Source organism: Paenibacillus sp. JNU01 (assembly GCF_059130585.1).
On record NZ_CP169723.1, the window covers coordinates 5,513,282 to 5,528,354 of the forward strand.

14 protein-coding genes are annotated in these 15,073 nt (G+C 46.5%); all 14 read left to right on the forward strand.

What is annotated here, in order from left to right; translation table 11 throughout:
- Positions 1–8: 8 nt before the first annotated feature.
- The 14 genes from NLBNIHML_RS23920 to NLBNIHML_RS23985 all read left to right on the forward strand — a co-directional run bounded on the left by NLBNIHML_RS23920 (position 9) and on the right by NLBNIHML_RS23985 (position 14,950).
- Entirely contained in the window at positions 9–1,031 is a 1,023-nt protein-coding gene (locus tag NLBNIHML_RS23920; RefSeq protein WP_339240277.1) for a glycosyltransferase, read from the forward strand.
- Between the two features lie 43 nt (positions 1,032–1,074).
- Positions 1,075–1,980 (forward strand): glycosyltransferase, encoded by a 906-nt coding sequence (locus NLBNIHML_RS23925; RefSeq protein WP_494352946.1) that lies wholly within the window; start codon positions 1,075–1,077, stop codon positions 1,978–1,980.
- 8 nt (positions 1,981–1,988) lie between these two features.
- Positions 1,989–3,371 (forward strand): lipopolysaccharide biosynthesis protein, encoded by a 1,383-nt coding sequence (locus NLBNIHML_RS23930; RefSeq protein WP_494352947.1) that lies wholly within the window; start codon positions 1,989–1,991, stop codon positions 3,369–3,371.
- Positions 3,358–4,386: a polysaccharide pyruvyl transferase family protein gene (locus NLBNIHML_RS23935; RefSeq protein ID WP_339240282.1), complete on the forward strand. Its 1,029-nt coding sequence runs from the start codon at positions 3,358–3,360 to the stop codon at positions 4,384–4,386. The genes NLBNIHML_RS23930 and NLBNIHML_RS23935 overlap by 14 nt, the downstream gene beginning before the upstream one ends.
- A complete protein-coding gene (locus tag NLBNIHML_RS23940; protein WP_494352948.1) occupies positions 4,383–5,765 on the forward strand; it encodes a sugar phosphate nucleotidyltransferase in 1,383 nt (460 codons plus the stop codon). The genes NLBNIHML_RS23935 and NLBNIHML_RS23940 overlap by 4 nt, the downstream gene beginning before the upstream one ends.
- A gap of 32 nt (positions 5,766–5,797) precedes the next feature.
- Positions 5,798–7,129: a UDP-glucose dehydrogenase family protein gene (locus tag NLBNIHML_RS23945; RefSeq protein ID WP_339259419.1), complete on the forward strand. Its 1,332-nt coding sequence runs from the start codon at positions 5,798–5,800 to the stop codon at positions 7,127–7,129.
- Between the two features lie 13 nt (positions 7,130–7,142).
- Positions 7,143–8,063: an LCP family glycopolymer transferase gene (locus NLBNIHML_RS23950; RefSeq protein WP_494352949.1), complete on the forward strand. Its 921-nt coding sequence runs from the start codon at positions 7,143–7,145 to the stop codon at positions 8,061–8,063.
- A 21-nt stretch (positions 8,064–8,084) separates the two neighbouring features.
- Entirely contained in the window at positions 8,085–10,244 is a 2,160-nt protein-coding gene (locus tag NLBNIHML_RS23955; protein ID WP_494352950.1) for a WD40/YVTN/BNR-like repeat-containing protein, read from the forward strand.
- 10 nt (positions 10,245–10,254) lie between these two features.
- On the forward strand, positions 10,255–10,830 hold the full coding sequence (locus NLBNIHML_RS23960; protein WP_494352951.1) for a VanZ family protein: 576 nt from the start codon (positions 10,255–10,257) through the stop codon (positions 10,828–10,830).
- Between the two features lie 94 nt (positions 10,831–10,924).
- Complete coding sequence (locus NLBNIHML_RS23965; protein ID WP_339259427.1) at positions 10,925–11,446, forward strand: hypothetical protein; 522 nt, start codon at positions 10,925–10,927, stop codon at positions 11,444–11,446.
- Between the two features lie 362 nt (positions 11,447–11,808).
- Positions 11,809–11,988: a hypothetical protein gene (locus NLBNIHML_RS23970; RefSeq protein ID WP_036668929.1), complete on the forward strand. Its 180-nt coding sequence runs from the start codon at positions 11,809–11,811 to the stop codon at positions 11,986–11,988.
- 32 nt (positions 11,989–12,020) lie between these two features.
- On the forward strand, positions 12,021–12,929 hold the full coding sequence (locus tag NLBNIHML_RS23975; protein ID WP_339240290.1) for an ABC transporter ATP-binding protein: 909 nt from the start codon (positions 12,021–12,023) through the stop codon (positions 12,927–12,929).
- The gene (locus NLBNIHML_RS23980; protein ID WP_494352952.1) at positions 12,922–13,701 is read left to right on the forward strand and encodes an ABC transporter permease; all 780 of its coding nucleotides are present in this window, start codon (positions 12,922–12,924) and stop codon (positions 13,699–13,701) included. Before NLBNIHML_RS23975 ends, NLBNIHML_RS23980 begins: the two co-directional genes overlap by 8 nt.
- 175 nt (positions 13,702–13,876) lie before the next feature.
- Positions 13,877–14,950, forward strand: a complete 1,074-nt coding sequence (locus tag NLBNIHML_RS23985) for an AI-2E family transporter (RefSeq protein ID WP_339240293.1) — start codon at positions 13,877–13,879, stop codon at positions 14,948–14,950.
- The last annotated feature ends 123 nt before the right edge of the window (positions 14,951–15,073 follow it).

Below are 15,073 nucleotides of genomic sequence, written 5' to 3' on the forward strand. Positions count from 1 at the left end.
GTGTCTGGATGGAAAATCCGACGGTGTATATGCTGCCCAAGATGATTGAGAACAATAAATTTAATGAGCTGTTATCCGATTCCATTGAGAACAAGGGATGGGAAGTAAAACAGTTTACCAAAAAAGATCTAATCAAACTGAGAAAAAATGATGTGCTGCATTTTCATTGGCCCAGCTTCTATTACAGAGGTTCATCCGTGCTGTCAACCGTGATCAAATCCATTCTATATGTATTGATGATTTGTTTTGCGCGGTTGCGCGGTGTCAAATTGTTTTGGACGGTGCACAACATCTGGCCTCACAACAGCGGTAAGACGCGCTTCGATTATTGGATGAGAAAAATACTTGTCCGAAACTGCTCCAAGCTGATTGTCATGGGCAAACCCCTGATCTCTGAGATCTGTTCGACGTTCGGGATTGATCCCAGCCGGATCGAGGTTATTCCGCATGGACATTACAAGGGCGTGTATCAGGGAAAAGGCGTGAATATCCGTTCCCGGTTTGGCATCCCGGAGGATAGTTATGTGTACGCGTTCTTCGGTCAGGTGTCACCCTACAAGGGCGTGGATGATTTGCTGGAGGCATTCAAGGAACTGGATTCGGACCAGGCCCATTTGTTGATTGCCGGTAAAAAAGTGAAGGACTACGATCTCGGTGAAGAATTCCTCGAGAGCGGTCATATTCATACCCATTTTCATTTTATTGAAGATGATGAATATTCGGACTATTTTGATGCGGTCGATTCCATCATTCTGCCATACAAGCAAATTGCAACTTCTGGTAGTGCAATTCTGGCTTTGACCTTCTGTAAACCGGTGGTGGCACCACGGATTGGCTTGTTGGAGGAATACCTGCCCGATGATTGTGCAGTACTCTATGAACCTTCCGATCCGGATGGATTGCTTAAAGCGATGAATATGATCCGTTTAAAACAATCGGAGTTTCAGGAAGGCAGTGGTTTTGTCAAAGCGTTAGAGCGGCTGGATTGGCCAGTGATTGCCCAAAGGACACTTACCCTGTACTCCAGTTAGTGCAGATGAGAGGGTGGACCTAATTGAACAATATGGGGATGAAATGATGAAGGTAACCGTCGCGATCTGTACGTATAACCGTGCACATGATGCGGTAGAGGCGATACGAAGTGCAATACAACAGAATTACGCAAGCAGCGACTATGAGATCATACTGATTGATAATAATTCGAAAGATAACACACGGGAAATCGTGCTTCAAACGATTTTGCAGCATGAGACCCATTCGATCCGGTATGTGTTGGAAGAAAAGCAAGGCTTGTCTGTAGCCCGTAACCGGGCCATTCACGAGGCGCGCGGCGAGTATATCCTGTTTCTTGACGATGATGCCTTTGCTTGCAGGGATTGGATTCGCCAGATCGTTAGTGTGTTTGAGATGAGCGAAGATATCGGATGTGTCGGTGGCAAGATTGATCCGATCTGGGAAGTGCCAGAACCGATGTGGATTCCACCCGAGAATAGGTCGCTGTTCACCATTCTGGATTTTGCAGATGAAGTCACTGAAATGAAAAGCCCCTATATTCCATTTGGTGCGAATGTGGCTTTTCGGTTATCCGTCTTTGAACAACTGGCTCCCTTCCGTGAAGACCTTGGAAGAGTGGGCAACAATCTTCTCTCCAGTGAAGAGAGTGAGTTAATTGCAAGAATACGGACAAAGTTCAAGGTATATTACACGCCGTATGGGGCAGTACAACATAAAGTAGCCAAAGAGCGAACGACGAAGAACTGGTTTCTGCGGCGAATCTATTGGCAGGGTGTGAGTGATGCCATTCGTGATCAGGATCGTGGTGTTGTGCGTACGGCCAAACATGGCATCAAGCTGGCACAGGGGATAACAACTTCTCTGATCTACATTTATAATGCAGATCGGTTCACACGTCAGCTTGCCAAAGTATGTTACCGAAACGGCATGATTGTTGGGTCGCTTCGTCAAAACAGTAAGGGATGAGGATCGCTATGGCGCAAGTTGCACTTCGCAAAGTATTCAGAGGAAATGGCTTAATGAGTGCCATATTTCAGACAAGTGGAACCAATCTGCTGGTCATGACACTGACGATGCTGTCTTCCATTTTGACGTCACGCATGTTCGGCGTAGAGGGAAAGGGCGCATTCTCGGCCATCCTGTTCTGGCCTGCGCTCTTAACCGGATTGGTCGGATTCGGACTACCCACGTCTATCATCTATAACATCAAACAGAGTGCAACCGAGAAGAGTGCACAGTATGTTCGATTAAGCTTTCTTTTTCAAGTTCCAGTGTGCATCATCATTGGTGTTGTGGCCTGGTTTGGATTACCTTTCTGGCTCTCCAGCTTTCCGCCGGAGGTCGTGCAGATCTCCAGATGGTATACGATTGCTACGGTTCCTGTACTTATTGTCATCAATCTCATATCAGCCCTCTCGCAGAGTCGGGAGAAATTTGCTGTATATAATGGCATCCGGTTAATGATCCCCCTGTTTAATGTAGGGGGGCTTTTTGTGTTATGGGGCCTGGGCATGCTGAGCATTCAGCTCGCGGCTGCGATCTATTTTGTAACCAGCTTCTCCGTGGTGGCGTGGGCCATCTATGCCAACCGTAATGAATTGAGACTGAGATGGTTCAAGGATAGGGTGGACCAGAGTTCGGCCAAGAAGCTTTTTGGTTATGGCAGCAAGGTGTATGGCGTTGAATTGTTAGGAACGCTGTATACCCAATTCGATAAAATCATTATTTTGGCTTTGCTCACCCCGCGTGATTTTGGACTGTATTCTGTCGTATTTGCCTTATCCCGAATCTATAATGCCGTTCAGACGGCGATTAGCAATGTGGTTTTCCCAAAAGTGACCGGATTGCCTCAAGAGCAGATTATTCGAACGGTTGGCAGAGCCTTCCGCATCTCGCTCATGGTCATGATGATCATCGTAATTCCTACCATGTTTGTGGGGAACTACCTGATGGGTCTTCTGTTTGGCTCCGAATTCCTGGAAGCGAGCGTCGCATTTTATATTTTGGCTGTGGAATGCATCATTGGTGGTGGTTCATGGATTCTGGCATCCGCATTTAATGCGCTTGGACGACCAGGGCTTGTGATGATCAGACAGCTCATTGCACTCTCGGTGACGGTGGCCTTGTTCTTTGTGTTCACCCCGCTATGGGGGCTCAACGGAATTGCGATTGCTTTATTGATCGGGTCCATTGTACGAATGGTAGTCACTGTGGCCGCGATGAAGATTGTATTCAAGGTGAAGTTCGCCGCCATGTTCTATGACAAGGAAGATCTGCCGTTTCTCTATGAACGGTTAAACAAAAAAAGAAGAAGAGTCACCCAAGGAGGAGATGGAGATGGAGATGCTGGGCACTAACAATATTCATCCAATGGAAGAGTTGAAGGGACATTTACGTCAGATTTTGAAGGTCATTCCACCGCGTACCGAAATCTATTATTTGGATTACCCGGTGCATAGCAATGGTGGCGACTTGTTGATTATGAAAGGGACTGAGGCTTTCTTCCGGGACAATGATATTCAAGTACGTGCCAGATACAGCATTCTGGATTGCCCTTTGTCTCTCAAGGTACCGGAAGGTATCACAATTGTGTTGCATGGGGGAGGTAACTTTGGTGACCTGTACCCTGCTCATCAGAAATTGAGAGAACGAATGATTGCCCAGCATCCGAATCATCGGATTGTCATTCTGCCTCAGACGATGTTTTACAAAAGTGATATTGAATTGAAAAAAACAGCCCAAGTATTCAATCGTCATAAGGATGTGCACTTTTTTGTCCGGGATACCTTATCTTATGAGATAGCCAGTAAAGAATTTCAACAAACAAATGTTTATCTGTCTCCCGATATGGCGCATCAATTGTGGCCACTGAAGTCCAAGAGCAAGCCCAATGCAGAGATGTTGTATTTCTTCCGTAAAGACATTGAGAAGACTCAGAATCAGGTGCATTACGAATCCGTCAGTGGACCTAAAGCCACGTTTAAAGACTGGGAGACATTGTACAACCGGGTTGACCGGAAAATCATTCGCATGATTACATCCCGGTTGAAGTCAGGGAAAGGCAGCTCTTTCGCCCGCTGGTTGTGGTACAAATACTCTGATCGGATGGTACATACGGCCATTAAGGAATTCAATAAGTACCAAACCATTACGACATCCCGTCTGCATGGACACATTCTGGCCTGTCTCCTGGATCAACCGAATATCCTGCTGGATAATTCATATGGCAAGAACTCGAATTATTATGCAGCCTGGACCAAGAGCAACCCAGCAGGCAGACTCGAATCCAATCAGACCAGCACATATACCAAGCAGACCGAGACCGGCAAGGGAGCGAGTTCGGTCGTACTGTCAGATGGTGCAGCCCTATGAGAAGTATTCTGTTATCCGGTGGTTCTGGCAAGCGACTCTGGCCGTTATCCAATGATTCCAGATCCAAGCAGTTTCTTAAAGTGCTCCATGGGCCGGGGGGAAGTCCGGAATCCATGGTACAGCGGGTATGGCGACAGTTGAATCATGCCGGACTTGCATCACAGGCGCTGATCGCAACCAGTTTGCCACAGGTCGAGATTCTGACTTCTCAGTTGGGAGATGATGTGAGACTGGTCGTGGAGCCAGAACGGAGAGATACGTTTCCTGCAATTGCGCTGGCAGCCTCCTATCTTTATTCCGTAGAGAGTGTGAGTTTGAATGAGACGATTGCAGTGTTGCCGGTGGATCCTTTTGTTGAAAAAGAATTCTTCGAAGTGCTGGCAACCTTGCCGGAGATACTCGATAAGTCAGGTGCCGATCTGGCCTTAATGGGAGTTGTGCCGACCTATCCGTCAGAGAAGTACGGATACATGATTCCGCAATCCCGATCTTCCAGTGAAAATAACGATGAATACGTCAATGTAGCGAAGTTCCAGGAGAAACCCTGCGAATCCGATGCGGTCCTTATGATGGAGCAGGCCGCATTATGGAATTGCGGGGTTTTTGCTTTTAAGCTGGGTTATTTGATCAATCTGCTGATTGAGATGGAACTGCCGATCCAGTACGACGAGATGCTGAAGCAATACGGAAGATTGAACAAGATCAGTTTTGATTACCAGGTTGTCGAGAAGGCGAATCAGATTATCGCTATTCCGTATAACGGATTTTGGAAAGATCTAGGCACATGGAACACACTCACGGAAGAGATGGGAACTTCGGTGGTAGGAAAAGGGTGGATTACAGGCGATTCCCTGAACACACATCTGGTCAATGAACTGAACATTCCGGTTGCCATATTGGGCTTGTCGAATGTGGTGGTGGCCGTAAGTCCAGATGGCATTCTGGTCAGTGACAAAGAGGCAAGTCCACGCATCAAGGAAATCTTGAAGAACGAGGATCAACGTCCCATGTATGAGGAGCGTAGGTGGGGTTGCTACCGGGTTCTGGATTACACCAGAAACGAAGCTGGTGGTGAGGTTCTTACCAAACGAATCTGCATCAGTGCCGGGAAAAATCTGAGTTATCAATACCATTTGCTTCGCAATGAGGTGTGGACGGTTGTATCGGGAACAGGCGAATTGATTCTGGATGGGCAGAGCCGAATGATCGGGCAGGGAGATACGGTGGTCATTGACCGGAGCATGCTTCATTCCGTCAGAGCCGTTTCGGAACTGGAGATCATCGAAGTACAGATCGGAAGCCAGTTGATCGAGGAAGATATCGTTAGAGTGTCTACCGAATGGCAGGACATTGTTCAGACATATGTGAAGCACGCGTAACCAACACATTAGGACATGGGGGAGATTATGGAATGAATATTACGGTGATTGGCACAGGGTATGTGGGTTTGGTATCAGGCGTATGCTTTTCGGAACTGGGAAATAACGTGATCTGTGTCGACAATAATGTGGAAAAAGTGAATTTGTTGACGGATGGTCAGGTTCCGATCTATGAACCGGGTCTCAAGGACATTATGAATGCCAATATGAAAGCGGGTAGGCTGTCCTTCACGACGAACATTCAGGATGCCATCAGTCGTTCGGATATTATTATCATCGCTGTAGGAACACCATCCCTGCCTAATGGCGAAGCGAATCTGAGTTATATTGAGCTTGTTGCACGAGAAATTGGTTCTCATATGGATAATTATAAAATAATAATGACTAAAAGCACTGTTCCTGTCGGAACTAACGATCGTATTCAGGAATGGATCAGCAGTTTGACGAATCATCCATTTGACATGGCATCGGTACCAGAGTTCCTGCGTGAAGGTACCGCTGTGCAGGACACACTGTATCCTGACCGGATAGTCATTGGCACACATAGCGATCGGGCAATTGCCACCTTGAAAGAGCTGCATCAGCCATTAACCGATCAGATTATTGTCACGGATATTCGCTCAGCCGAAATGATTAAATATGCATCCAACGCATTTCTGGCAACCAAGATCTCCTTTATCAATGAAATTTCTAACATCTGTGAAAAAGTAGGCGCAGATGTCAGCCGCGTTGCTGAGGGGATGGGATATGACAGACGAATCGGTGCTTCCTTCCTCAAGGCAGGCATTGGTTACGGAGGGTCCTGTTTCCCTAAGGATACACAAGCTCTGATTCAAATTGCAGGTAATGTGGATTATGACTTCAAACTGTTGAAGTCGGTGGTGGAAGTGAACAAGGATCAACGCTTCAACGTCATTCGCAAACTGGAAGACGCGTTGGGCTCGCTTGAAGGGAAAGAGATTGCGATCTGGGGGCTCGCCTTCAAGCCGGATACGGATGATGTTCGGGATGCTCCGGCAATTGAGATCATTCAGCGTTTGCTTGAGCAAGGAGCAGTCATTCGGGCGTACGACCCCATTGCTACTGAGAACTTCCGCAAAGAGGTGGATTCTTCATCCATTACGTGGGAGGATCGTGCGATGAACGCAGCGGAGGGCGCTGATGCACTCTGTGTTCTGACCGAATGGAAAGAGTTCATGGAGGTTAATCTGACCGATTTGGCAGCACATATGAATCAGCCCATTCTGATTGATGGAAGAAATATTTATGGAGAAGAACAGATTCAAGACACCCCCTTTCAATACTACTCCGTCGGTCGTCCAGGTCTAACCAATATCGATGGAAGAAAAACGGCAGTTATCTGACGGAGGCCATAACATGAGACGCGGGATTAAAATAACATTAGGTGCCATTTCCCTTGTTGCAGTCGTTATGATTGGATATTCTGTGTATCTGTATCTGCATGTTAAATCAGCGGCAGATCAGATGTATGAACCCCGGGAGCCCATCAAGCAGGTATCTATTGTCGACCAGAGGGGCGGGGGAGATTTCCCCGTGGACATGGAGAATGAGGAACCTTTCAATGCTTTGATTCTGGGTGTGGATGAGCGTTCGAATGATCGGGGTCGCTCCGACACCATGATTGTATTGAGTGTTAATCCTGCGAAACAATCGGTACTTATGTTTAACATCCCTCGGGATACCCGAACTAGTATCGTTGGGCATGGCACGGAGGATAAGATCAACCATGCCTATGCCTTTGGGGGCGTTAATATGTCTGTGCAAACGGTGGAACAAATGCTTGACATTCCCATACATTACTACATGAAAGTGAATATGGAGGGCTTTGCACAGGTCATCGACATGGTGGGTGGAGTGGACGTGAATAACCCGTTCGCATTTGACTACGAGGGTTACCGGTTTCAACAGGGGAATATTCATCTGGATGGTGAAGCTGCTTTGGGATTTTCGCGGATGCGTTATGATGATCCAAAGGGAGATCTTGGGCGTAATGACCGCCAGCGGGAGATTATCAAACAAGTGCTGAAGAATACGGTCCAGGTATCCAATGTGTTGCAACTGGAGACGTTGCTGGACGAAGTCAGTGCACATGTGAGAACCGACGTTACCTTTGATGAAATGAAGCAGATGTTCTCCAACTATCGTCCGGTGCTGAATCATATTGAATCTGTAGAGATCAAAGGCACAGGCAAGAAAATAGACGGCGTGTATTACTATATCGTGGAACAGTCAGAGCGAGACAGAATACATCAGATGATTGAAGGCCATTTAAAATGATCAGATAGGGCGGTGAACCAGATGCGTATCTCCAGGCTATTGAAATTATCCCTGATTGTGCTACTAATGTATATGCTCATGATACCCGCAAGTACAAACGTTGTTCAATCAGCCCAAGACTATCAATGGAAAAATATCCCCATTGGTGGAGGGGGGTACGTTACAGGTGTGGTCATTCATCCGACTGAGCCTGATCTGGTTTACGCTCGAACTGATGTGGGGGGAGCCTACCGACTGGATGTAACTTCAGGAGATTGGGTTCCACTGCTTGATCATTTTGGAGATGAGGATAGCAATCTGTATGGTGTGGATGGCATTGCGCTGGATCAGCAAAATCCCAATGTCGTGTATATCGCTGCTGGGAAGTACGGGAATGTGGGGCCAAGCGATATTCTAAAATCTACAGACCGAGGAGAAACCTGGATTCGAACCGGACTTAATCTTCGGAATGAATCGAATGGAAATATTCATCGAGCCATGGGAGAGAGCATCGCTGTGAATCCAACCAATTCCAATTACCTGCACGTCGGTACACGATATGATGGATTATACACCTCCAGTGACGGTGCAGCCACGTGGAGCAAAGTGTGGGATGTACCAAACGGGTTGGCCGGTGAGGGCATACGGAGTGTAGCATATGGATTAAATCCGGTGACGAAACAAGGTCAGGTTGTGTATGCGGGAGTTCGCGGTATTGGTGTCTATAGCAAAGCACCTAGAAGCAATGGGCAGACCACATGGCAGCTTACCGGGAGAAGTCCCGAATATCCTGCGCGTATGACTGTGGCGAAGAACGGAACCTTATATGTCACCACGGATAATCAGGGCGTCTATAAGTTCAATGGTGTGCAGTGGACGAATATCACACCAAGTTCCAGTTACTCTTCTTACTATGGGATCACCATCGATCCCAATAACGATAATCATATCCTGGTAGCCGTTCGTACAGGCGGAGATAATCTGCCCCTGTATCGTTCGGTAAACGGCGGAATTAGTTGGACTGTAGTTAATAAAACGCTGGTATCCAAACCATCATGGTGGACACCCAACATGTTTTTCTCAGCAACATCCAGTATCAAGTTTGATCCAATTCATCCGGGCACCGTATACGCTACAGACTGGTTTGGCGTGTACAAGACGGAAAATATCAATGGTACCAATGGATTGACTGGCAATACGTCGAGTACTTGGGAAGCCATTACCGATGGTCATGAAGAAGTCGTTGCACTCACTGCATCCACACCGCCTCAAGGTGTATCGTTCTTTAGTGGGTTAACGGATCAGGTCGGATTTAGACATGACAATGTAAATAATGTTCCTCTTAATAAAATTCCGCTCGCAGGTATGCGAGAAATTGTGAGTATTGACTATCATGAGGCAAATCCGAATTACATGATATTTCTCGGAAGCAGTGACTGGTATGGTACGACCACACGCTTATTTGTCTCTTCCAATAACGGAGTTACCGTAACTCCAATGAATGTTCCGGCAGGCTCCATCCTGGGGAGGGTCGCTTACTCGGCCATTAATCCAAATGTAATTGTTTATTACCCTCAGACAGGTAATCCGGTCAGAAGCACGAATCGTGGCGCAACGTGGCAAAATATGAATGGTGCCCCTTTTCAGGCCATTGGGGGAAATATGGTCTTCGCCTATAATCATCCACTGGCTGCGGATCGCATCAATGGATATAAATTTTATATGTACGCTGCTGGTTATATGTATCGCTCAACGGATGCAGGTGCGAACTGGTCCAAAGCCAATACGGTTCGTCTTCCTGTTAACACGGATATCAATACGAGCTTCATTAAAGTCGAGGCTGCCCCAGGTGTGGCGAATGCCGTATGGGTAAGTCTGGGAACCGATGGACTATATGCATCGACGAACTCGGGAAATACATTTTCCAAAATCCAGAGCGTGCAGAATTCCAAATTATTTGCCTTTGGAAAAGCTAAGCCAGGAAAATTGGTTCCAGCCGTCTATGTATACGGCACCGTTAATAACGTGCATGGTTTCTTCCGTTCAGATGATATGGGAGTAACCTGGAACAATATAGGTCCAGTAGGTGAAGGAATTGGGCTAGGCAATGAGCCGCAAATTATGGCGGCAGACCGTCAAATCTATGGTCAGGTATATGTAGGTACGAATGGCAGAGGCATGTATGTTGGATCAATAGAATAACGAGAGAGATATGAAAGTGGTGAAGATCAACATGATGGAGGAGGGCTCCGGGCGCGCGAGACAAAAGCATGTACGAAGAACGTACGGGTTTCTCATTGCTCTGCTGTTGATTGTGATCTGGATTCTGGTCATCTGGTCCATGTCAACGCAATCCTCTCAACAGCAAGACATTCAGCCTTGGCTTCATAAATGGTCTCAAAAATTGCACATCGGTTTTACGCTTCCCGATGTGCAATTCACTTACGGGGAGTACGAGTATTCACTGAAACAGAGGCCGTATGATTTTGCAGAGTTCATTTTTCGCAAGAGTGCGCACTTATTTGTCTACGCTGTGCTTGCCATGCTTGTGTATGGCGGGCTTCGATACAGGAGAACATCCCTTGTGACCAGTATCGTGTCTGCTCTGGCTGTAGTGTTCGTCATTGCCTCTATCGATGAGTATATTCAGCAGTTCAGCCCGGACCGGACAAGCTCGATACGTGATGTTGGAGTGGATTTGCTCGGTGGTTGCTGTGGAATTGCCATATATGCAGGACTGCATTCCATTATTCGCAGGATTATAAGGAAAAGGCGTGCTTCCATCTAGGATAAGTGATTTCCCAGGAAATGCTGTCTTCAGAACCTGCTTCTACTTGTCTTCCAACCATCATAAGTATGGAGTAGGACAAGGAGGGCGGGACATGCTGCGAAGAAGGAATAGGAATGCTTTGTTTAAGAAGATCGGTTTCATTGCGATCATTCTAATGTTACTATGGTTAATCGGCAGAACCATTCCATATGTATTTCGTGCAGATACACCGGATGAAGCTGCAGCTGTTGCTGAAGAATTTTACAAATATGAGCAGACGGGTGACTTCGGCAGTTCGTGGGAACTCTTTCATCCGCTGATGAAAGAGCGGTTTCCGAAAAGCGCATATGTACAGAACCGAGCACATATATTCATGCAGCATTTTGGCGTGGAGACCTTTGAACTGGAGATGGAAAAGCCGGAGCGCGAATTCGATGTAACCGTGATCGATGGCGTTAAGCCATTTTCTGAAGCCTACAGAATCCGTGTCACCCAGAAGTACTCCGGTACCTTCGGCCAATTCGATATTGTGCAGACCTGTTATCTGGTAGAGGACGGTGATGAGTGGACATTACTCTGGTATTATCCAAATCAGAAGAATAAGGATACCTCACATGTCGACAATAGTGACTGATCAGGCATCGTGGGATCGTTGTGAGAGAGACTGGAACTCTGTCATGATGATATTCACCTATACATTGAACCAAATTGTATCATTTACCTCACATGAAGCTCTGTGAATGCGAGACTTTTGTCGCATTTATGGAGCTTTTTTTGTGTTTTCCTCGTTTTTATGGCTGTAAAGCCTTGACAACAGTCCCGGTGTCAAGTAAATTACGAGATAGATACAAAATGTATCAATTTTCAGCGTCTAACGACAAATAACAAGGACTTCTAAGCTCCTTGTGAGGGGAAGGAATATCATTGATCGAAACGGGCCGCTTTTACTGTGTCAGTTGTGGGATGATTGTGTCGGTCGCTAGGAGCTCTGTCGAAATGAAGGAAGAGGGCAATGGAGGCAATCACGTATTTCGCACCGGATTCTACCGGAGTGAAATGCCGCTTGGATGCTGTGAAGCGTGTGTAGTTGAAGCGAAACGTCAGGGGAAATCCCAGTTTGCGGGACAATATACTAAAGATTATGATACACTATGTGCATATGAGAAACGGGCATGATGTATATGTTCGTCCATGAAGGAGGGGATTGAATGCAGCAGGAGCCGGTCGTCCGGATTCAGGGCGTCAGCAAAATCATATCCTCCCGATCATTGGTCAGCGACCTGACTCTGGATATTTCTCCGGGGCAGGTTTTTGGTTTTTTAGGACCTAATGGCGCGGGGAAAACAACGACGATCCGAATGATGGTTGGACTGATGTCCATCAGTAAGGGTGACATTTTAATCTCGGGACACAGTGTGAAGAATGAGTTCGAGCAGGCGGTAGCGCAGGTAGGAGCCATTGTGGAAAATCCGGAGATGTACAAGTTTCTGACCGGGTATCAGAATCTCGTACACTTTGCCCGCATGTCACCTGGAGTTACCAAGGAACGAATTGCGGAAACGATTGAGCGTGTCGGGCTTACCGCCCGTATTCACGATAAAGTCAAAACCTACTCACTGGGCATGCGCCAGCGTCTGGGTGTCGCACAAGCGATATTACATAAACCAAAGTTGCTTGTACTGGATGAGCCAACCAATGGACTGGACCCACAGGGCATACGGGAACTGAGAGACTATTTGCGTGAGCTCACTCAGGCGGAAGGCATTACGGTCTTCGTCTCCAGCCATTTGCTGTCGGAGATGGAACTGATGTGTGATACGGTGGCTATTATCCAGAACGGCAAGTTGATTGATGTAAGAAACCTTCGAGCTGAAACGGGTGCGGATGCATTAATTGAAGTTGCTTTTGAAGTGAATGATGCAGAACGCGCTGTCAACCTGATTCAGGGTGCTACTGCACAGGGCAATGTGCTTGTGGCACGGGTGTCTCGTGAGCAGATTCCAGATATCAATGCCAAGCTGGTTAGCGAAGGGTTTCAGGTATACGGTATTCGTAACGTGACTCATACCCTGGAAGAACAATTCTTGCAAGTCACTGGGGGTGGAGGCATTGGGTAGTTTCGGTAATCTGATATTGAATGAAAATATGAAAATATTCCGTCGTCCACGTACCTGGATCATGTTATCAATTCTGGTGCTGATCTCACTGTTAATGCCCGTGTTATTGCGAGAAGGAATGGGTTCCGCTGGTGTTCCATTCTGGGAAGCGGCTGTAACCACTGTTCAGATTGTATTCTTTCTGAATACGATCTTCTGTGTTGTGATTGCAGCGGAAGCGGTCGCGGGCGAATTTACTTGGGGAACAATCAAACTGCTGCTTATTCGTCCATGGTCACGAAGCAAAATTCTGGCTTCCAAGTACCTCACTGTGATCATCTTCAGCATTTTGAGTACTCTGGTTGTCATTGTCATGGCAACAGGGATGTCCTATCTGCTGTTCTCGCATGATGCTCCTTCGGGGAGTGGCAATGCACTAACCTTATGGGGATATTTGTACGTTGATCTGTTCATTACACTTGCGATTGCCTTCATGGTGTCGTCCGTATTCCGTTCAGGCGCACTTGCAATTGGCTTATCCCTGTTCATTATGTTCTCACAGAGTATCTTCTCACTCATATTTAATCCGGCCCGTTATGAGTGGGCCAAGTATATTCTATTCAACAACATGGACCTTAGCAAATACATGAGCTCGGGAGCGGATTTTGCGCTCATGGGTGGTCCGAGTGCAGGAATGACACTTGGTTTCTCCATTGCAGTCCTGGCAGTGTATTATGTTATTTTCATGGTGATTTCCTGGGTTGTATTCAGCAAAAGAGATGTGGCAGGCTAACGCCTGCTTCTTTTTTTTGCTCCAATGCTGTCTTGGTAAGAAAACAGTGTATAATCAGCATCGCCTGTGGCATGACTGTCATTTAAGGGTAATTAGTACCATAAGTAAATGACTAGATATACATATGAACGCCGCAGTCACTTTGGCCGAGCAGCGCATGGAGGGATCACGTTCCTTGATTAACAACAAGTTCTACCGCATATGTACAGCAATTATTTTGTTGCTGCTCATTGTGTACCTTGGGGATAAAGTAAACTTTATATTCAGCCCCCTGACCTCACTGATTCATATCATCATCATTCCGCTGCTGATTGCCGGGTTCTTCTATTATCTGCTTAGACCGCTCGTCGATTATATGGAAAGGCACAAAATTAAGCGTGCATTGTCAGTTCTGATCATTTATGTCGTGACTGCATTGATGATTGCAGGTTTTAGTGTACTGGTATGGCCTTCATTGAGAGAGCAGCTGCTGAATTTTGTGGAGAATGCTCCAGCATTGGTTACTTCGCTCAGCGAACAGTTGAATGCACTTGAAAAGAGCAATTTTGTATCCAGATACCTGCCTGATGATTCCAATCTATTCTCACGATTATCCGATGTTCTGAGCCAAGGGATCACGCAGGTTACCGATTACGTCTCCGGGTTATTCTCCGTAGTATCGAATCTGGTTATCATTCTGGCTACGTTCCCGATCATGCTGTATTACATGCTCAAGGAAGGCAGCAAGTTTGGAACGAATCTGACCTTATTGTTGCCGAGGCATTATCGGAAGGATGGAGAAGAAACCGTCCATGAGATCGATGAAGCACTAAGCAACTATATTGTTGGCAGGGTCATTGTTAATGTTGCTCTGGGCATTCTGATGTACATCGGTTTTCTTATCTTGGGTCTGCCGTATGCATTGCTGTTGACTGTTGTGTCGATTATTCTGAACTTTATCCCTTATGTGGGTGCATTGCTGGCAGCTATTCCGGTTGTCATTGTCGCGTTTATTGAATCCCCTTCGATGGCGATCTGGTCACTGGTGATTATTGTGATCGCACAGCAAATTCAGGATAACCTGATCTCACCTTACGTTTATGGCAAACAGCTTGATATTCATCCTCTCACTACCGTTATTCTATTGCTCGTGGGTGCCGATCTGGGGAATATCCTGGGCATGATTATCGTTATTCCGCTGTATATGATTCTGAAAATTATCGTTCGCAAAATCCATTATCGGATTGTCGAAGATAAGACTGAACTTTGAAGAGCATTCAAAATATCCCGCTGTCATAGGATAACACTAAGGTTATTTTGAATCACATAGAATAAGCTCAATAGGATAAGCCGCATATCAATGGTGATGGGTCAGGTAAGTTGGCACTCACGA